The 18,514-nt window shown below is 60.7% G+C and carries 15 protein-coding genes and 2 pseudogenes; 7 read left to right on the top strand and 10 right to left on the bottom strand.

The features are described 5' to 3' along the window. The first annotated feature begins 258 nt into the window (after positions 1-258). Positions 259-450, top strand: coding sequence for a hypothetical protein (locus AC1Q7H_RS19585; RefSeq protein WP_249221413.1), 192 nt, complete (start codon positions 259-261; stop codon positions 448-450). A 451-nt stretch (positions 451-901) separates the two neighbouring features. Here the strand turns inward: AC1Q7H_RS19585 and AC1Q7H_RS19580 are convergent, their stop codons facing one another. From AC1Q7H_RS19580 to AC1Q7H_RS19560, 5 genes and pseudogenes are all read right to left on the bottom strand, one after another. Next, entirely contained in the window at positions 902-1,429 is a 528-nt protein-coding gene (locus AC1Q7H_RS19580; RefSeq protein ID WP_492378722.1) for a hypothetical protein, read from the bottom strand. After that, on the bottom strand, positions 1,408-3,267 hold the full coding sequence (locus tag AC1Q7H_RS19575) for a SulP family inorganic anion transporter (protein WP_492381620.1): 1,860 nt from the start codon (positions 3,265-3,267) through the stop codon (positions 1,408-1,410). Before AC1Q7H_RS19575 ends, AC1Q7H_RS19580 begins: the two co-directional genes overlap by 22 nt. Before the next feature lie 526 nt (positions 3,268-3,793). Continuing rightward, positions 3,794-4,588: a bestrophin-like domain gene (locus AC1Q7H_RS19570; RefSeq protein ID WP_249221412.1), complete on the bottom strand. Its 795-nt coding sequence runs from the start codon at positions 4,586-4,588 to the stop codon at positions 3,794-3,796. Between the two features lie 214 nt (positions 4,589-4,802). Continuing rightward, positions 4,803-4,877: pseudogene (locus AC1Q7H_RS19565) on the bottom strand (integrase); the annotation flags it as partial. 333 nt (positions 4,878-5,210) lie between these two features. Beyond that, the gene (locus AC1Q7H_RS19560; protein ID WP_211982939.1) at positions 5,211-5,798 is read right to left on the bottom strand and encodes a DUF1344 domain-containing protein; all 588 of its coding nucleotides are present in this window, start codon (positions 5,796-5,798) and stop codon (positions 5,211-5,213) included. Positions 5,799-6,554: 756 nt separating this feature from the next. Here AC1Q7H_RS19560 and AC1Q7H_RS19555 point away from each other — a divergent pair. Beyond that, entirely contained in the window at positions 6,555-7,106 is a 552-nt protein-coding gene (locus AC1Q7H_RS19555; protein WP_492378725.1) for a hypothetical protein, read from the top strand. Between the two features lie 138 nt (positions 7,107-7,244). Here the strand turns inward: AC1Q7H_RS19555 and AC1Q7H_RS19550 are convergent. Further along, positions 7,245-7,968: pseudogene (locus AC1Q7H_RS19550) on the bottom strand (IS6 family transposase); the annotation flags it as partial. Between the two features lie 666 nt (positions 7,969-8,634). Between AC1Q7H_RS19550 and AC1Q7H_RS19545 the strand changes: the two are divergent. Together AC1Q7H_RS19545 and AC1Q7H_RS19540 are read left to right on the top strand one after the other, a co-directional pair. Continuing rightward, entirely contained in the window at positions 8,635-9,138 is a 504-nt protein-coding gene (locus AC1Q7H_RS19545) for a hypothetical protein (RefSeq protein ID WP_492378726.1), read from the top strand. A gap of 126 nt (positions 9,139-9,264) precedes the next feature. After that, positions 9,265-10,113 carry a class I SAM-dependent methyltransferase gene (locus AC1Q7H_RS19540; protein ID WP_492378727.1) on the top strand — a complete coding sequence of 283 codons (849 nt, stop codon included), beginning with the start codon at positions 9,265-9,267 and terminating at the stop codon, positions 10,111-10,113. A gap of 468 nt (positions 10,114-10,581) precedes the next feature. Here the strand turns inward: AC1Q7H_RS19540 and AC1Q7H_RS19535 are convergent, their stop codons facing one another. Next, positions 10,582-11,004: a DUF6880 family protein gene (locus AC1Q7H_RS19535; protein WP_492381619.1), complete on the bottom strand. Its 423-nt coding sequence runs from the start codon at positions 11,002-11,004 to the stop codon at positions 10,582-10,584. Between the two features lie 755 nt (positions 11,005-11,759). Here AC1Q7H_RS19535 and AC1Q7H_RS19530 point away from each other — a divergent pair. Together AC1Q7H_RS19530 and AC1Q7H_RS19525 are read left to right on the top strand one after the other, a co-directional pair. Further along, complete coding sequence (locus AC1Q7H_RS19530; protein WP_492381574.1) at positions 11,760-12,653, top strand: transporter substrate-binding domain-containing protein; 894 nt, start codon at positions 11,760-11,762, stop codon at positions 12,651-12,653. 153 nt (positions 12,654-12,806) lie between these two features. Continuing rightward, on the top strand, positions 12,807-13,856 hold the full coding sequence (locus tag AC1Q7H_RS19525; RefSeq protein ID WP_492381573.1) for a medium chain dehydrogenase/reductase family protein: 1,050 nt from the start codon (positions 12,807-12,809) through the stop codon (positions 13,854-13,856). A 1,106-nt stretch (positions 13,857-14,962) separates the two neighbouring features. On the opposite strand, the gene AC1Q7H_RS19520 is transcribed toward AC1Q7H_RS19525, so the two are convergent. From AC1Q7H_RS19520 to AC1Q7H_RS19510, 3 genes are read right to left on the bottom strand one after another with little or no spacing between them, the layout of a single operon-like run. After that, positions 14,963-15,469: a TPM domain-containing protein gene (locus tag AC1Q7H_RS19520; protein WP_492381572.1), complete on the bottom strand. Its 507-nt coding sequence runs from the start codon at positions 15,467-15,469 to the stop codon at positions 14,963-14,965. Then, positions 15,463-16,308: a TPM domain-containing protein gene (locus tag AC1Q7H_RS19515; protein WP_492381571.1), complete on the bottom strand. Its 846-nt coding sequence runs from the start codon at positions 16,306-16,308 to the stop codon at positions 15,463-15,465. Before AC1Q7H_RS19515 ends, AC1Q7H_RS19520 begins: the two co-directional genes overlap by 7 nt. After that, positions 16,305-16,895 carry a LemA family protein gene (locus tag AC1Q7H_RS19510; RefSeq protein WP_492378739.1) on the bottom strand — a complete coding sequence of 197 codons (591 nt, stop codon included), beginning with the start codon at positions 16,893-16,895 and terminating at the stop codon, positions 16,305-16,307. Before AC1Q7H_RS19510 ends, AC1Q7H_RS19515 begins: the two co-directional genes overlap by 4 nt. 284 nt (positions 16,896-17,179) lie before the next feature. On the opposite strand from AC1Q7H_RS19510, the gene AC1Q7H_RS19505 reads away from it, so the two are divergent. Then, positions 17,180-18,364, top strand: a complete 1,185-nt coding sequence (locus AC1Q7H_RS19505) for a methionine adenosyltransferase (RefSeq protein ID WP_492381570.1) — start codon at positions 17,180-17,182, stop codon at positions 18,362-18,364. The last annotated feature ends 150 nt before the right edge of the window (positions 18,365-18,514 follow it).

Here is an 18,514-nt window from a genome sequence, read left to right as displayed (position 1 = left end):
GCTTCTCTTGATGTTGGCAGTGCAGTGCAACTTCATTTGGTTGGGGATACACGGCATCTACACCGTTAGCGGGTTCTCCAAGTTCGTGGCCGGATCCTTCATGTCCGGCAGCGCGCAGACAGGAGAAAACTCGCTTGGAGGCAAGATGCTCTGACAATGTGGGACTAACCTTGCTTGTATGAGAATCTGGATCAGTTCAACCGGCTGTGCTGACCGCGAGGACTCATCACGCCAATTGAGCCAAAGAACACTTCCTTCATGCTCCAGGGAGGTTATGCGGCGGACTTTATCCTGGGTCTGACTGTCGAGTCGCTCAATGGCGTGCGCAATCGCTCGATGGCTGGCGGCGCGCTGCGGGAGGCGGACCCTGAGTTTCGTCGCGTGCTCGCGTTGATGCGCGAAGTGCAGGCCGCAGGATCGGGAGCAGGCAGAGTATGCACCACCAGTTGAGAATTGTTCTCACAATGACCTCCTACCGCCCGAAAACCGCCGTATCAAGCCGCCCGTATCAAGCCGCGCCCTTTTGTCATTGCCGCACGGCCTTGCCAAGGCACTGATCGCCCGCCGAATGGGCCTCGGACAGCTGTCCCGGCCGGCCGCTTACTTCGCTACTGGTCTGTACCGGCCCCGAGCCGTTTGACGTTTGACGTTTGACGTTTGACGCTGGAAACATAATATGCCCCTGCCAGCCACAGTCGGCGGTGTACTGGCACACATTACCGTCTTGGCCGACTTGGACATCGTTGTTTTTCATGCCACTACAGCGCTGCCAACTGCGGCCTGAATGCCACGCTTATGCGGACGGTTGCGACTGCCGGCAACCGGCATTTCCTATTCCACATAGAAGTGATCCTCAACAATGGCCGCCTTGACTGCGATCTGCATGTCAGTGCGGAGACAGCTACTTGACGGGATGCTGTAGTGCAAGCCGTGTCAGCCGATTGGCCAAGGCCCGTGCCAGGGCATATGGCAGGCAGATCAGTACGGGACCGATAACCACTGCTGCGCCGGGATGCACCTGCTTATAGATGAGCAGTTGCGCCACGGCGTCCAAGCTGACTCCCATGGCCAGCAGATCCCTGACGGCCGACAGCCAGTCACGAAGCAGCGCCTTTCGATTGGCGGCATCCGTTATCAGGGCATACAAGAAGGGAAGGCGACCCGCCCGGGCATCGGCCCAGCCGGCACGACAGCCCAGCAGGATGGCGATGGCCGGCTGCAGGATGAATCTCAAGCGGCCGGGGCCGGTGAACCGCTGGGGCAGCTCCGTGATGAACTGCTTTGAGAACAGATAGATGCGGCCGGTTTCGAAGGTGTCCATCACCGCTGAAGGTAGTGCGGCAAGCAGGATGAGCACGGCGATGATGGTCACGATGGTGCTGATGGTGCGGCGCTTGAGCTTCATGGCTACGCCTTCGGCTTCCTGCATGCCTGGTAGCATGCGACAGCGTCCTCCAGCCGCGGAAACACCCGCTCCGGCCCCAGCGCCTCGCCCAACGGCGATCGCTGCACAACGGCCAGCACCCCCGGAGTCAGGCCCACCAGCCACAGCTCCCTGCCGTTCTCTCTCGATTTCTTCTCGGCCGCAGTCAGCATCTTGAGTGCCGTGTACTCAAGGTCGAACACGGCTCGAAGGTCCAGCACGACAACGCTCGGGTTGGCTTCGGCGACCAAGGATGCAATCTGGTGGGCCAGTCGTTCCGCGTTGGCGAAGAAGATACGGCCCTCCGGTCTCAGGAGCAGCAGACCGGGAAATCGCTCGTCATCAGGATGCTCCGGCGAAGCCGGCCCGAACAGACCGGTGCCCTGCTTGCGTCCGAGCACATGCAAGGGCGGGTTGGATACCTGGTGGGCCAGCGCCAGGAGGGACACCGCAATCGCCACAACGATGCCCTGCAGCGTCCCGAGCAGCACGACACCGACCATCGCCGTCAATGCCCACAGAAACTCCGTGCGCCGCACGGCGAGGATGGCCTGGAACTCGGCAGGATTGATCAGGCCAACCGAATAGACGATCACGACCGCAGCCAGGGTCGCATGTGGCATCTTGCCGATATACGGCGCAAGCAACAGCATCGTGCACAGGGTCGCCGCCGCCGTGACCAGTGCCGCCACCTGTGTACGCGCACCGCCGAGGCGGTTGACCGCCGTCTGTGTCGTGCCACCGCCACCCGGCATGGCCCCCAAGAAGGCGCCGCCCAGATTGGCCAACCCAGTGGCGAACAATTCCCGATTCGCGGCGGGCATGGACTCGTCGTTCTGGACAAAAGCCCGACCCGCCGCAACCGTTTCGGTGAAGCTCATCAGCGCGATGCCTACGGCCGCCGGCCAGAGTGCCCTGACCATGGAAAGGTCAGGCATGGTCAGGGCCGGAAGGCCGGTCGGGACATGGCCAACGACTTCCACGCCATGGCTCCCCTGGCCGAGCAGTGAGACGCCGGCTATCCCTGCAGCCACGGCAATCAGCGGCGCCGGTGCTTTCGGCCAAAAATGTTCCATCGCCACCTGCATGCCCACCGTAAGGAGACCTACGCACAGCGTCGTGAGGGACGTGTGAGGCAGGCCAGCCCCAATCGCCAGCAGGTTGTGGCCGAATGATCCCTTGGTAAAGTGAATGGCCAACAACTTGGGCAACTGGTCCACCACGATCACGATGGCGATCCCTGCCTTGAATCCAGTCAGGACGGGGTCGGAAATGAAGTTGCCGACAAAGCCGAGACGCAGCAGGGAGGCGAGCACGAGAATGACGCCCACCAGCAGCGTGAGCGTGGCCGTAGCCGTCAGCAGCGCGCCCAGATTGCCATGCCCGACCTGGATGGGCAGCCCTGCGACCGTTGCGTAGGCCAGGGCCTTGGGAATTACCACGGCTGCGACGGTCAGCCCTGCAATGACGTCCGGTTTAAGCCACGCCTTGCGGTACGCACGCAGCCAGTCCGGCGCGGCGAGGTGAGGGCCGTCGGCAACTGGCTGGGTGCTTTCGTGAAGCATGTAAATCTCCGATGGATTACTACGCCGGCCATGGCATCGCGGCACGCTTTCGCGCTCCAGCCTGGATCTCGGTCTCCACCTTGGTCCGCCCCTCCCAGATTGCGCGGATGAACGCGCGTAGTCGCTGCGGTTCTGCGAACTGTATTCGGTCGCAAACTCGCCGATGGCGTCATCAAAGGCCTGGCCGGAGCTCATGTAGCCGACGATCATCGCGGCATCGCCGGCGCGCGCGTGCGCGCGGGCCGGGCGTGTGCGTACATCACATCCGTACTGGGGCATCTTCACTATAGGAACTGCCATGGGCGCCCGATTGATCTGGCGTAAGTTTCGTGCGATCCCGGTTTCTATACACCGCGCCTTGACGGGTGACAGCCCAAATCACGGCTGGGCCAGCCACGCAAGACGACGCGACACCCCGGCGATTGGGCGGCAACGGGAAGCCTATTGCCGCACCCAGTGCGAGGCAGAACGTATGAACTGCGTGAGATCATCAATGCCTTGCACTATTTAGTACGTTAAGGTTGGGGCATGGCGCATGCTTCCAAGGACTTGCCGCCGCGTCGCCCACCACCCATGACTTTTTCAAACAGGCTCAGTACGGTGGGGATGATATCGGCGTCCGGACAGCGATGGCCGCGATAGGGTGAGCCAGACAAGCCGCGTCGTCGCCGCAGCCTTTGTGGTGGTCGGCGGCCTCTTGTTTTCTGCTGCTCACTTACTTGGTGTATCGCCAGTCCCTTGACGCGCGAGCGCATAGAGGATTCACTCAACTTTTTTCTTGGAGCTGACTGCCGCGCCTGTTGGTTCATCGCATTCCATTACGGACCTCCCGCAACACCTCGTCGAAAGTGTCGACGCGGATCAGGCCTAACCGCGGAAACTCCAAGTCGACGATGACATAGAGTGTCACCGTCAGCGAGGCCACGAAAAATAGCGCATGCAACCAGTTTCGAGGACCGCGGCTGGCCATGCCATAGCCCGCGAACAACGCTCCAACCCAGCAAAGCGCGAAGAGCATGCCGAAGATGACGCTGGGCGGATGCTCCTTTGTTGAGGCAAGCCGGGTAGCTGCCGTATCGAATGCTGCATTGAGCGCAGGCAACAGAAGCATGGTGGCCGCAGGACTAGCAGTTCGCTGGGACTCCTCTACGGATCTTGTCCAGAGGCGCTCGCGCTGCACGTCCGAACGAGCCAAGGCAGCATCGACGCGTTTGCGGTCGGGGACTGCTCGATAGGCGTCAAGCCGGGCATCCAGATATTGCCTGAATATCTCCTGCAGCTCACCACGTGCTTGTTGCGGCAGCAGGTCCAGACGCAGGTAAGCAGTGCCGATGTCGTTGGCTTCCTGGACGATCAGCGTACGCCGCATATCAAAGCGGCTCGCCGCCCCGGAAAACGTGAAGGCAATCAATAGCCCAAGCAGTGCAAATATTGCGCTTGCGACCGCGCTCACGCCCGTTGTCTCCGGTTCGCGACCGGAGGCAACATGCCATTGCCACACCAATCGGCCGAGCTCCAGAGCAATCATGATACTTGCGAACAAACCGACCGCAAACACCAGCCAGCCGGCCCAACCGGCACCATCCAGTAGGAATGCCAAAATCCCCTCCGGTGTTTTGCCGCGCGATGCGCGCTTTCAACATTGACGACGGTGTGGAACGCTAGATCCAAATTTCGCCACCGTCTGTGCCCTTCCTCACAGACGTCCGGTAGCCAGATGACACTAACGCCTGAACGTCGGCGCTACGGCATAAGCCAACGCCTGTAGCGCGAAGCCGGCCGGCGCGCGACAACTCTCCGGCAGCGACAGTTAAGACTTCGGTCTGTTCGGCCATCTCAAGCGCGTCATCTGTCTCAATGTCAAGGTAGCGCACAGTGCTTTCGAGCCTGTTGGCAAAAAGGCTCGACTATCTCCCGCGCGGAGATAAATCCTGTGTTCACTGGAAACCCCTGTCCGGCGCGGACTTGCCATATGGCTGCTCGACATTGGCATTCTCCCTTGCAGGCACTTTCGCCTGACTGGAGACGATCGTGGAACATTCGATGACTTCGACAACCGATGCGCGCCAGGTGATCACTCGGCAATCGGTTGTGCACCCAGATGTCACCCTACTGAGCAACACTTTCCGCGGCCCGAGGCTTCAAGGTTCACATACCATGTGGAACCACTATGGCATCTGGTAGTCAGCGGAACGGCCGCAAGCGCTGCACCTCGGGTGCCACTACTTGGCGGCGGCGGGCTGCACAGACACCGCTACGGCTTCCGTATAGACCGCCTCAACCCGGTCGCCCTTCTTGATGGTCTTGAGCCGCTCGGGGTCTTCGACCATGAGGTCGACGGTACGTCCCTTTGGCCCCTTGAGGGTCACGGTCTTGGCCGCGGCGTTCACCGCGACGACGTCCGCCGTGGCTGTCACTTCCCTGCCAATCGTCCCACCAGGCTTTGCGCCGGGTGCGGCGCGGTCCGAGATCTCGCGCTCATGCATAGAAAGGGGTCCGCTGCCCTTCTTGAGACTGAGGGTCATGGCTTCCTTGTACTCAACCGTGACAGCATCGCCAACCTTCAGTTGGTCGAAATTCCTGGCTTCTTGGCCGACTGGCAGGTCCACGACCTTGCCGTCACCAGTCTTCAGGGAGACCGTTCGCGTTGGCGTATCAATCTTGAGAATCGTGGCGGTTGCCTTAGCAGTACCTATGAGACTTGTCTGCCCTGGTGCCTGGGTGACGCGCACTTTCGTTTCTGGTTGTGCCCAAGCCGATACGGTCGCCGTCGTCAGGATGGCCATGGCCAGTAGTGCCTTCGTGTTCATGCCGCTCTCCCCTATATGGGTTCCCTTGCTGCGAGACTGCCTGTCCGCAGCGCGGACTGTTGCTAATGGAAGCGCTCCCGCATCACCAACGCGCTGCGCTTATGACCTTTCCAAATCCGCTCCTTTGCTTCTGAAGGGCTTCCTCGTCCACCGAATCAAACGTCAGTAAGACGGAAGGCCTGGAGCCGTCGCCCTCAATATGCTCAATCGAGTCAAACTCAGGAAACCCATACTTGACCAGGAAGGCGCCGATTTCCTCATCGTAGGTTTCCGCGTCGATATTTCCCAGCCGTTCGTGGCGGCGATCCGTGCATCAAGGCAAGGATGGACGAGGGGTAAGCTGCTGGCGGGCGCCGCGGTGTCGATGTCTCCCCGCCACTTGCCCCGGTCCAGCTCAAGGGAAAGCTGCCGGACTCCGTTCCGCCCGGCTGGCGGAAGTTCTTCCTGCGTGAGATCAAGCTGCCGCTGAGGCCATTGCAAGGGAGGCGCTCCCGGGCGGCTGGCCAAGATTGGCCAGCCAGCGACGGCCGCTGTGTCAGAGTGGTCATTAGTTGGCTGTTACAGCATAGACGCATGCGCGTACCCGGTGTTGATGTGCCGCAAGCACGCCGGCGTGCCGCCATCGGGAGCGCAGCGTTGACGGATGTGGCCGGGCTTGATGTAGCCCAAGATCGCGCTCGCGTGCACGCCTACTCTGGATGACATCACCGGCGCAGGCGTCGCCTATCGCCTATCAGCTTCTTGCAGGAGATCCCCATGCGTGCGATTGCGTTGGCCACCTGTCTGCTTTGCCCGGGCGTGTTCGCTGCCATGCCCACTGGTGCCGATTCGGCGGTACCGCTCGCGGTACCAGAGGCGCCGGCGATCCATCATATGAACGGGATCGACTACGTTTCCGGCGGGATCGGGGTAGACCAAGTGGCGGCCATGCGCAGCATGGCCGGGCGCTTCAATGTCCATATGCACTTCGTGAACGAAGCGGATGGCAGCAGCTTGTCGGACGTCACGGTGACGTTGTTCGACGCGCGCCGCGAGATCTTGCTGCTGGTACTGAGTGAGGGGCCGCTGCTCTACCTTCGGCTGCCGCCGGGCAATTATCGTGTGGTGGTTAGCTCCGCAGAGGCGATCGAATCCCGCAGCCTACGCGTGCGCCAGGACGGCAGGGGACCGTCGCTTCTGCTGCGCCTGCCAGGGGACCGTCCCTATGGGCCTACGACCAAGTTGAATCATGGCTGGCTCGAAAGTCCGCCAGTTCCCTCAATCGTCATGAATCCAAGGCTCGGATCACACGCGGCAATCAGATCCTGACAGCCGCCGACGATTGCATCGCAGCATGCCTTGTCGACCAGGCCTAGCTCTCCAATATTGTTCAGATACGTATCATAGCTGTTGGCTCTGTCAACTTGTCGACAGCGAGACAAGTCATTGGCAGGCAGCAATACTTGCTCAGGGGGCCGTTGACGGCTTCTGGCCCACTTCGGTGAACTCGTACCACGCGACGAATCTCGCAGCGAGGTGTTTGCGATAGAGCGACGCGTGCAGCAGATGCCGCTTCAGCGCGAAGTGCTGCCGAATCGGACCGAAGCTCGACAGGAAGGCCTGCGTGCGCTTCAGGTCGCGAAAGCCACGCGTACGCCTTTGGCGTTCACGGGTGGGCTGGTGGCTGTTCTCGGCCCGATTGTTCACGCGGGCGGTCGCCTTCACGAACACGTGCTTGACGCAGGCCAACTCCGGGATGTCGGCTTTCGCCGCCGGGTAGCTGCGCAGCTGATCGGTGACAATCTTGCGCGGCGCCGGGCAAGAGCACAGCACGCGCAGGAAGAAACGTTTAGCGGCAGCCTTGTCGCGCCGCTTCTGCAGCAGGATGTCGAGTTCGGCGCCATGTTCGTCGACCGCTCGCCATAGGACGTAGGGCCCACCGCGCAGCTTCACGAACATCTCGTCCAGATGCCAAGTGCTGCCTGGCTTGCGCCGTGCGACCTTGGCGCGATGCGCGAAGCCGGCGCCGAACTTTTCGCACCAACGGCGAATGGTTTCGTAGGTCACGACGACACCGCCCTCGAACAGCAACTCCTCGATGTCGCGCAGACTCAGGTTGAAGCGAAAATACCAGCGCACCGCGCAGCTGATGATCGCCGTCCGGAAACCGGTGGCCATGATAGAGCGATTTCTTCGCCTCATCTTACCCCGACCGCTTCGCCAACTTGACAACGCCCATGCGCCACCACCGCCGGCCAAACGCGAGCAGGGGAAACCGTCGTATTGGCAGCCGACGCCCGCGACAACGGTGTATCGGGCGCTCGCCCGCCACGTGCGACGACACCTGGCGCCCGGCGGCGTGAGATGGATGGCCCGGTTCATCGCCTCGTGCGATCCGTTCGCGATCGGCGCGTGGATCGGCGGCAGTCCCCCGCGCGCGGCAGGCGTTCATCGACATGCTGTGGGGACGTGCGGCCGAACCAGGCATTGAACAACGGCGTTGGCCTGATCGCTCGCCGCCGGCAGGGACGCGGGTCAGCTTGCTGAACCCGTGCAAGCCGATTGTCAGATGCGCGATGCGCAAGCGCGCGCGACCGCGGCCGTATGCTCGGGCGTCGCCACGTGGGCAGACGCGGCGCCCAGCACATCGTGGCGTGACAGCGCCTGGCTGGCGCGCATCACACCCCGCGGGCTCGGCTTCGCGGCGCCGATCCCTGCAGACTGGACGGCGTCCGCGCATGCGAACAGGGCGATGCGGCAGGTGGCAAACGCCGCCCGCCGACAGGCGCGCCGGGACACGATGTGGGCGGCCAGCCGGGGCGCGTGCCCGACCTGGTCGGTAGCGACCGGTTGGTAGGTGAGCGAGGCGATCGCGCCGGCCGATTGCGATGTGCGGCGTCGCCGCGTGCTGGCCCTGCACGACGGGCGTCCGTGGTGCTGGTTCTATCGCGCGTCCGATGCTCGCTTTGTCGCGCGCTGGGATGACGCACCGCTGCAGGTAGCCGCCGTGACGCCGGGCGCGGCGATCGCGGGCCTGCGGCGCTGTGCGATGTACTATCAGCGGATCGCTCAGGTCGCGTTACCGTTTCCGAGCTCGGCGCGCGCGGTGACGCCCGAGCCGATCCCGCCGTGGCCGGCGGCGGGCTACCAGCTGCAGGAAGGGTTCTGGCAGGAGGCTCATGACCTGACCGAGGTGGCCCTGCTACCAGCGGGCGCGCGCCCTGCCCGATGTTGCCGGGCGCTGATCTGCCCTTCTCTTTTTGGCCCGCGCGACCCATCATGCGGTCAGGTCCGCGTCGGGTTGCGACGAGCTAAATATGGCGATTCAGCCACCCTGGCGAGGGGTTACAACTTTAGTTGAAATATTGACACAACCTTAGTTGTGCGTGCGGCCGCCAACTTACGGGCGCTGCATGACGGGGCCCACACGAATCGCATGCGCAATACAATGCTCCCGTATAGGCGCGGGTCCTGAGGGAGTCTCCAGATGGCCGACAGCAGAGTGAAATCCAATCTTCGCAATACGTGGGAGTCGGCAGCACCCGGCTGGTCGAAGTGGGAGCACGTGTTCGCCACCAATCTTTCGGGCGCCACGGACACGCTCATCGATATGGCCGGTATCCGGCCGGGCATGCGCGTTCTCGATCTGGCCTGCGGTGCCGGCAGCCAGAGCATCCAGGCAGCGATGCGAGTGGGTGCCGGCGGCGAAGTGGTCGCCAGTGATATATCGGGCACCATGCTGGAGCATGTCCGCCGAAATGCCGCTCGTGCCGGTCTTCAGAATATCCAAACGCTGGAATGCGCGGCAGACGAATTGGACGAGACACTCGCCCCGTTCGACGCGGCGATGTGCCGATTGGGATTGATGCTTTTCCCGTCACCGAGTGAGGCATTGGAAGCTGTCCGACGCGCACTCAAGCCTGGCGCGCGTTTCGCGGCACTGGTCTTCACGACGCCGGCCAACAATCCCTTTATGGCCCAGCCGATGGCGATCCTTCTGCGCCACGCGGGCAAGTCCCCTCCCGCGCCCGGACAACCTGGAATCTTCGCACTGGGAGGCGATGGCGTCTTGGAACGCCTGATGAACGACAGCGGTCTTAGCGATGTGAAAACACAGCACGTTCGAGCGCAGCTCGTCTTGCCCAGCGCGTTCGATGCTCTGCAACTGATGCAGGAAGCCGCCGGGGCATACCGGGCTGTGATAGCGGACCTCGACGTCGCGGCGAGATTGAGCGCCTGGAACGATGTTTATGAATGCCTAAAGCAGTTCGACGCCGGTGAAGGCTTTAAGACCGAGCTTGAACTCATCATCGGGTCGGGCGCCAGACCAAGATAGTTTTCGCCCGTTGGAGACTGAAGGTCGCCTACGGGTCCAAATCGCGTCGCTTCATGCTCGAAACTGTACGACAGGAACGGGCACACGAGTCCACCGCTCGCGACTGACCGAAATCGCTTGCCGGCCCAATACGAACGTTCATGGTTAGTCGGCGTACGTCCGAATTGCGCTGCGGATTCAACAGGCCGATGCAGATCGGGAGAAGGCTTGAGTCCTGTCCGCTCGACCAAGCTTGCAGGTGTGAGCGAATGACGGCTCAACAACTAGGGACGGCCGTACCAGACACGAAGACTTGATTGACGGCGAAGGCTCGGCAAGAGACGACCGGGCTGAGACCGAAGCACGCCCTGCCCCGCTTGATTAGCGCGATCGAAACTGCAGCGGAGACCGTGGGCCGGTCGCGCGACATAATCGCCAATAATGTTCCAGGAAGTGGAGGCATCGATAGGACGTTCATCTTGGGAAGATTCAGAGCTTGCTCTTGAGCAACGCCTTCAGTTGCGAAACGTAGGCTGGTGCCCACGTCTCAGCTGATGCAATCGCCTGAATCAGCGCACGGTATTCTCCATATCGACGATTGCGGTTGAGTGCCGCGACAACTTTCGTGGCGAATACTGCAGGCTCGACACCTGCGTGGAGGCTGATGCTGAGCTTGACAAGGTCGGAGCAGGCCTCGTCAAAGATAACGCTGATTTCCCACCCTTCTTCCGTCGTGCGTTCGTAGACTGTATCGGCCAGCGCGACAAACTCCCACATCAGATCGGGTGCAAGGCCGCGCGCGGCTTGGGCAATGGACGAGGCGATGGCCACCCGTATGGCGTCGAGTTCTCTGGATAATTCGCTGATTTGTTCCGTGCCAAGAAACGAGGCTTGCTCACTGAGCTCGCTAATCCATTCACGAATGGCCGCGACACACAGGCGCTACCGCAACGCGTACACCCCCAGTGGACCTGGCTGCAGTGCCGGTATGCCCATGATGTCATATCGCTTGGCACAGATCTCGAGATGTGCATGGGGAGCTCCGGTAGTCCGAGTAGACAATAGACCCTTTTCCCGACGGATTTTCCGGGCCAAGGGTTCGTCGTGCTGGCGCAAGGCAAGCTACCGGGCGGCGCGACGCCAGCAATACGCCAGGAACGTTCCGGCCCGTCGGGGGGCGCGCGGCGGCAAGGTCTGTCACGCGAACCATTACCTCTTGTACTCGGTGTTTCGTTGATCTCGAGTGGGTAGGCGAGGAACCGCCTCACATCAAAGTGGCGAATAAGACGCTAGAGGCAGAATGCGGCGGCAATGCCTAACGCCAACCATTACCGCGTCGTCTTTGTCAACGCACCTTCTTTGGTTCCAGCCGGCAGCCACACGTGTCGGCCTGCGCCATTGAGAAATAAGCCTTTGGACAATTGCTCGTAGTTTAAACGCCTCGCATATTTCCTCGACGACCTTTCCGTCGCGGCACAAGGGAGATCAGGGAGTGAGCAATCAGGTGGAGCGAGATCTTGGCCTGATCCGCGCGCCGTTGACCTAGGTCAACCGTGCTATCGAGATGGCGCCTAAATTTAGGTCAGAAGTCCGTAGCCCGCCGCGATTGTATAGTCATACGTTGGTGTCGGCGCATGGGTTGTTCTACGCTTCCATGGAGAATAAAAATGAAAACGATTTCCACCATCGCCGCTACCCTGATCGCCTCTGCTCTACCGGTCACTGCGGAAGATATCTACGCCCAGACGCTAGAAAAGGTCGCTGCGACAGATAGGATCACGGTCGCTTATCGCGAGGCGGCGGTTCCCTTCAGTTATGTGCTCAGCCCGCATAAAGCCGTAGGGTTCTCCGTCGACCTGACGGAAGCCATCATTGACGATGTGCGTAGTCGGCTGAAGAAGCCCCTCCTCAAAGTTGAATACATCCCGGTGACCGGGCAGAATCGTATTCCTCTGCTTGTCAATGGTACCTACGATTTGGAGTGTGGCTCGACCACCAATACCAGCGCACGCGGCAAGGAGGTGGCATTCTCGATCAATTTTTTCTACGCAGGAACTCGCCTGCTGACCAAGCGCGATTCTGGCATCAAGGGCTACCCTGACCTAGGGAGGAAGACGGTAGCCAGCACAGCTGGCAGCACGAACGAGAAGGTAGTGAGAAAGTACAGCGCCGATAACAAAATCGATATCAAGATAGTCTCCGGCAAAGACTATGCAGACGCCCTGCAGCTCGTTGAAAGCGAGCGTGCGTCCGCACTGGTCTTGGATGACGTTCTGCTGTTCGGCTTGCGCGCCAATTCGAGGAACCCATCTTCGCTTGTGATTGTGGGTGATACGCTTCAGGTGGAACCGTATGCCTGTATGGTTCGTAAGGACGACGCGGAGTTCAAGAAGCTGGTGGATGGAACCATAACGCGACTGATAAGATCGGGAGAATTTACACGACTCTATAAGAAATGGTTTGAATCGCCGATCCCACCCACCGGCGTGAACCTCAATATGCCAATGAGCGAGCCATTGCGGGCTAACCTCAAGGCACGTAGCGACAAGCCGGCGCAGTGATACTTCTGCATTGATCCCATCGGCGGAATGTGCAGGCGGCACACAAGGATACCGCTGGGGCAGGCTCAAGGCTCTTGCTAACCGAGTTAATCACGACATAGAGGCCGGCAATCTTCGACGTTGTTTTGGTAGGAGGCAGTATTCTCAGACGCCATGAAGCACACGCGCATCATAGTCACACATTACGGCGGACCTGATGCACTACAGGTGGTGGAGGAAGAGCGCCCCGAACCCAAGGCCGGCGAAGTACGGGTGAGGGTGCTGGCAGCAGGCGTGGGTCAGCCAGACCTGATGATGCGTGAGGGCTTTCATCCGGAAACGCCGCCGCTCCCGTTCACGCCGGGGTGGGATCTCGTTGGCTTAGTGGATAAGCTCGGCTGTGACGTATCTGGGGTTGAACCAGGTCAGCTCGTTGCAGCCCTGCCGATCAACGGCGCGTACGCTGAGTTCGTCTGTCTAGCCCAGCGTGAACTGGTTCCTGTGCCCTCAGGGTTGGACGCGGCCGAGGCTGTCAGCCTTGTACTGAACTACGTCACCGCGTACCAGATGTTGCATCGCTGCGCCATAGTCAAGCCGGGCCAGCGCGTGTTGATTCACGGTGCGGCAGGCGGGGTCGGCTCAGCACTAATGCAGCTTGGAAGCCTCGTAGGGCTGGAGATGTACGGTACCTGTTCATCGCAAGATGCGATCGCAGTTTCGGGCTTGGGCGGTATTCCAATTGATTACCAAAAGCTCGATTTCGTCAGTGAGATTCGTCGCCTCACGGGTAAGGGCGTGGACGTGGTCTTCGACGGCATCGGCGGTACCCACATCTGGCGTTCCCGCGACGCTCTCCGTCTTGGCGGGAGGGTAGTAGCCTATGGCCTTACTGCCTCGCTACGTGGGGGGCGCTTAGCATCAGGTCGTCCAGGTCGCCGTAATCGCTTTCAGCGACTCGCAATTTTCGGTTTGTACATTGCTGGCAGCTGGCTTCTCCCGGGCCGGAAGCGGGTGGTCCCCTACAGCATCCAGTGGCTCAAGCGGCTGAAACCGGCATTGTTTCGACAGGACTTGATTGCCCTGTTGGACCTTCTTCAACAGAAAAAGATCAAGCCGCTAATTGCCCGGAAACTTCCTCTTGTCGAGGCAAGACTTGCACACGAGTTGCTCGGCGAGAAAGGCGTGGCTGGGAAAATCGTGCTTGTGGGCAATGAGAGACCTTGATGCGGTGAAGAACGGGTGAAACAGCCGAGACCCTGCCAGCCGACATGACTGCTGAAATGTCGGTTTCGCCTTGGAAGCTGCCGTTGGGGATGCGCGGGGCCGAATGGCATAAGAGGCTCGGACAGCGACCGTCCAGAAGAGCGCAAACTCGAATCTCCTTTCGTAAGAAAGGAGATCACCATGGAAACGCTGTATTCCCCCGCTGGCAATCGCGTGCCATGGAACAACGGCAAGATCCCCGGTCGTAGGCGTTGAAACCTTTGCGGGTGAGATTGCCATGATTAGCCTCCTGCCTGCGGCGTTGAGAGCGTGTGCAATGTCCCTATTGGTCGAGGAGCACGCCGTCGGTTGCCTCTTTGACGATGCGCGTACTCCGCCGCAAGGCTTCGCGCTAGGTGGGGTTAGGTTCCGGATAGGCCAGTAACTGCGCCCCGCTGCCATTGACCACCATCGGCAGCGACAGACATACCTCTGGACCTGGCCAGGAACATTTCGAGTGGCATGCCGGAGACCGTCGCGCCGGACCAGTCTACACGCGGCGACCCGATCGCTTCTCTCCGAGCGGCTGCGCGTCGTAGCGCCTGCGATTCACGCCTACGTTCTTGGTGGACACGGCGAATCCGCGGTGATCGGGTGCGCCGGTGCTGATGGCGCGCTCGCGCGCGCAGCGCAGGCGGTCAGATATGACCCGGGCGTTGGCGACCGGCCTCCCATCGAGCGGGAGGATGGCAGCGCAGTTCCTGCTGCCTTCGTCACTTCGAGAGTGAGACCATCATGACGGCACTACGTCGGCGCATGCCTCGTAAAACGAGCCAGCATTAGTGTCGCGGCCGTCTAAGACGCAATGCCACCCGGCAAGCCGGTCAACAGAGTCCCCTGCCGTGATTCCGTGAGCCGCATTGCCACATATCTGGCCATGGACAGCCAAGCTGGCGACGCGCCCCCTTTCCGGAAATTTGCGTTCATGCTAACCACGCTCCAGACCAATCAGGAGGCCAATAGTTAGCGCAACTGCCTGACCCATGGCTTCAGAGAGAATGCAGTCGAGGTCAAGTCCGCTGCGTTTCGCTAAGAGACCGACCTCCCCTATTGGGCAGGCGCCAGAATCACATAACAACTGGCTTGTTGCTCAATTCATTCTTGCCGCTGTCTCGCACAGGGAAATGCTGTCGCAAGTGCTGGCTGATGGCCAGGATGCCATCGATGAGACCGTGCTGATACTCACCGCGTCGGAAGGTGGCTTCCATTTCCCTACAGATTGCGTCCCAGTCGCTGGCGCCGACCTTCGCATGGATGCCACGGTCGGCAACAATCTCGACGCTCCGGTCTGCCAGCAACAGGTAAATCAGGACGCCATTGTTGTGTTCCGTATCCCAGACACGCATCTGAGAGAAGACCTCGACAGCACGGTCACGCGCCGATTGCCCCGCGAATAGGCTCGCCAAACTCAGCGCACCCTCCACAACAAAGCAGAGTTGTCCGAAATGGCTGGATTCGCTCTTCGCAATGGCTTGTTCGACTTCCCTCAATACATCCTCTGGGAAGGAACGCCCGACCCGCCAGTGCGTCATCAACAGATGTCTCACGATGCGTTTGACGTTTTCCATCACCATTTACCCGAAGCCCCACCGCCGCCAAAACCACCACCGCCCCCCCCGAATCCACCCCGTCCGGACCGGCCACCGAAGCCGCTCCGACCGCCAATACCTCTCCAGCCAATGTGTGAGCCGCCGAACAGCGTAAAGAAGAGCGCGATAGCGCCAGCCATAAGCCCGACTGCAAGGGCGCCAGACAAGAGCCAACCGATGAATCCGACCGCACCGCCGGCGGCCACCGCCCCCGGGCCTCGCCCCAAGAAGGACCGCAGCAGTCCGCCTAATACAACCGTGAGCACAAGGATCACCGGCATGAGTTGCCGCACTGGGTCGCGCTCACCTCCTTCACGCCGTGGTGTCGGCAACGGCTCCCCGCTGATAACACCCATGATGCGTTCCACACCGGCTGTCACGCCGCCATAGAAATCACCCTGCTTGAATCGGGGAACGATGTCGTCGCTGATGATGCGCTTGCTCATAGCATCCGTGAGAACGCCCTCAAGGCCATAGCCAACTTCGATTCTGACCGTTCGGTCGTCCTTTGCAATGATGAGCAGCGCCCCGTCATCCGTCCCTTTTCGCCCCAGTTTCCATTTCTCGACGACGCGAATTGAATACTGCTCAATCGCTTCGGGTTGCGTAGTTGGCACCATGAGAACGGCGACCTGGCTCCCTTTCTGCTCTTCGAATGCTTGCAGTTCTTGCTCTAGGGCCGCCTGTTGCGCGCTCGTAAGCGTGGCGGTCAGGTCCGTCACGCGTGCCGTCAGGGAGGGAACGGCAACGTCGGCTGCGGCGCCCAGAGACGCGAACACCAAGAAGACAAGAAACAAGCCTCTTGCGGCCGACAGCCATTTCACTTGGCACCCCCAGGCGCGCTTGCCGGCGCGGCACCGAAGTCCACCAGCGGCGGCTTGGCAATTGTCGCTTCGCTAGCGACGGTGAAGTTGGGCTTCTCCTTGTAACCGAAGACCATTGCCGTCAGGTTTGAGGGAAACGACCGCACGGTGACGTTATAGGCCTGAACTGATTGGATATACCGGTTTCGCGCTACGGTTATCCGATTCTCCGTGCCCTCAAGCTGAGACTGCAGGTCTCTGAATCCCGCATCGGCCTTCAGCTGGGGGTAATTCTCGGAAACCGCCAGCAGCCTCGATAGGGAGCCGGAGAGCGCCTGCTGTGCCGCCTGAAATTGGGCAAAGGCCTGCGGGTTGTTGAGCAGCTCAGGTGTGACCTGGATTGCGCCGACACGCGCCCGCGCCTCGGTCACCTGCGTCAGGACTTCACGCTCATGGCTGGCGTAACCCTTCACGGTGTTGACCAGGTTAGGGACCAAGTCAGCACGGCGTTGGTACTGGTTCACCACTTCCGACCAGCCTGCCTTGACCTGCTCGTCCTGGGTCTGGATCGCGTTGTATCCACAGCCCGTCAGCCCAATTGCGAGCATTGCCGCAAGTGCCACCCATAGCTTGTGCACGAGACACCCTCCATCCTTTGGCAATCTTCAAACGCCGGACCACATGAGCCTAATAATGCCCCAGTAGCCCTGTCGCGACTAGCCCGCAATCGAAAATCCAGTTTTCAGCATTTATGCTAGGCAGCGCGAAAGGCCGTTTGCTTGATTTGCCTCAACAACGCTTGTTGGCCCAGTCGGGAACCGAATGGTTCGCGACTTGACCCAGCGCCGCTACATAGAATGACTACAGGGCGACGGCGTGAAAGGGGTTCGAGATGTCTATCATGGAGAACATTGCGATTTCTATCTCGCGTTGGCCGTCGTGGCGAGGCGAGCAGACGGAAATGTGCGAGCACAAGGGCATCGGACATCCCGATAGCCTATGCGATGGAGCTGTCGAAGCTGCGGCACGCGCCTTGTGTCACGCCTACCTCGAAGCCTATGGAGCAATCCAGCACTTCAATCTGGACAAGGCCCTACTCATCGGCGGCATAAGCACGCCAAAGTTCGGCGGTGGCAAAGTGCTGCGCCCAACGCGGTTGTTAGTGTCCGGCCCTATTACCGAACTTCCATCGGCCAAGGCCGAGCTAGTTGTCGAGCAGGCCATTCGCGAGTACCTGGCAACGTCCTTGGGCAGTATTGGCAATGACATCCGCATCGAGCCAATCCTCCGGCCCTCAGCCCCGAACCTCCGGCGGGTGACCAACGCAGCGTCTCTTCCACTGTCCAATGACACATCCTTTGGCGTCGGCTATGCGCCACCCTCATCGCTTGAAAGAGCGGTGCTGTTGGTTGCCGACCTTCTACGCTCACGTGCCGACAGGGGAGTGTTTGAGGCGGCGGGCCTCGATTACAAGGTGATGGGGTGTCGGCTGGGTGAGCATCACCGTCTGACTCTTGCACTGGCGTTTGTCGACCGACGCGTACACGGCGTCGACGAGTACTTCATCCTCAAGGGGCGAATTGGGTCGTATCTGGCCGAGCGCATCGGCACTGAGTGCGAGATTGCAATCAATACCCTCGATAGCCGGGATGCCTGCGACGAAAGTGGGATCTACCTGACGGTCACTGGCTTGAGCGCTGAGCACGGTGATGACGGCCAGGTCGGTCGCGGAAACCGTGTCAATGGCCTGATCACCCCCTATCGGCCAATGTCGCTGGAGGCGGCAGCGGGCAAGAACCCGGCGTCACATGTCGGCAAGCTCTACAACGTGCTTGCCCACCGGTTAGCCACTCATATTCAAGCAAGCGTGGATGGTGCGGATGAAGTCATCGTCCGGCTTCTCTCCGGAATTGGACGCCCCATCGACCAGCCCCAACTGTTTGCCATTGATGTCGTGGCCGAGCGCGGCCTCTCGAGCGCCCAGGCGCAGCAAGTTCGTGAACTCGCGAGGCAACAGCTGGCGGAGTTCCCTGCCTTGGTCAATGAGCTGATCCATGGCACGGTAGCGGTCTTCTAGGCCCGCAATACGGGGAGCACAGCAACCTCGGCTCCGGCATCGGCTGGCCCAGCGGCTTCTGCAGCCTTCAAACGTGCTTCGTGTGGCGTTCGACATTCATTCCCGAACCGGCACCCCACTGCGTCCCTGATCTCCCATGAACGCTTGATT

Source organism: Cupriavidus sp. GW823-FHT06D04 (genome assembly GCF_058795055.1).
Note: the sequence above shows the minus strand (reverse complement) of the source record. Positions and strands in the feature narration are given on the sequence as shown.

What these genes read in the sequence shown, in the direction of transcription:
- AC1Q7H_RS19585 (WP_249221413.1), top strand. Translation starts at nt 259, where the DNA reads ATGCTCCAGGGAGGTTATGCGGCGGACTTTATCCTGGGTCTGACTGTC.
- AC1Q7H_RS19580 (WP_492378722.1), bottom strand. Translation starts at nt 1,429, where the DNA reads ATGCAGGAAGCCGAAGGCGTAGCCATGAAGCTCAAGCGCCGCACCATC.
- AC1Q7H_RS19575 (WP_492381620.1), bottom strand. Translation starts at nt 3,267, where the DNA reads ATGCCCCAGTACGGATGTGATGTACGCACACGCCCGGCCCGCGCGCAC.
- AC1Q7H_RS19560 (WP_211982939.1), bottom strand. Translation starts at nt 5,798, where the DNA reads ATGAACACGAAGGCACTACTGGCCATGGCCATCCTGACGACGGCGACC.
- AC1Q7H_RS19555 (WP_492378725.1), top strand. Translation starts at nt 6,555, where the DNA reads ATGCGTGCGATTGCGTTGGCCACCTGTCTGCTTTGCCCGGGCGTGTTC.
- AC1Q7H_RS19540 (WP_492378727.1), top strand. Translation starts at nt 9,265, where the DNA reads ATGGCCGACAGCAGAGTGAAATCCAATCTTCGCAATACGTGGGAGTCG.
- AC1Q7H_RS19530 (WP_492381574.1), top strand. Translation starts at nt 11,760, where the DNA reads ATGAAAACGATTTCCACCATCGCCGCTACCCTGATCGCCTCTGCTCTA.
- AC1Q7H_RS19525 (WP_492381573.1), top strand. Translation starts at nt 12,807, where the DNA reads ATGAAGCACACGCGCATCATAGTCACACATTACGGCGGACCTGATGCA.
- AC1Q7H_RS19520 (WP_492381572.1), bottom strand. Translation starts at nt 15,469, where the DNA reads ATGGTGATGGAAAACGTCAAACGCATCGTGAGACATCTGTTGATGACG.
- AC1Q7H_RS19510 (WP_492378739.1), bottom strand. Translation starts at nt 16,895, where the DNA reads ATGCTCGCAATTGGGCTGACGGGCTGTGGATACAACGCGATCCAGACC.
- AC1Q7H_RS19505 (WP_492381570.1), top strand. Translation starts at nt 17,180, where the DNA reads ATGTCTATCATGGAGAACATTGCGATTTCTATCTCGCGTTGGCCGTCG.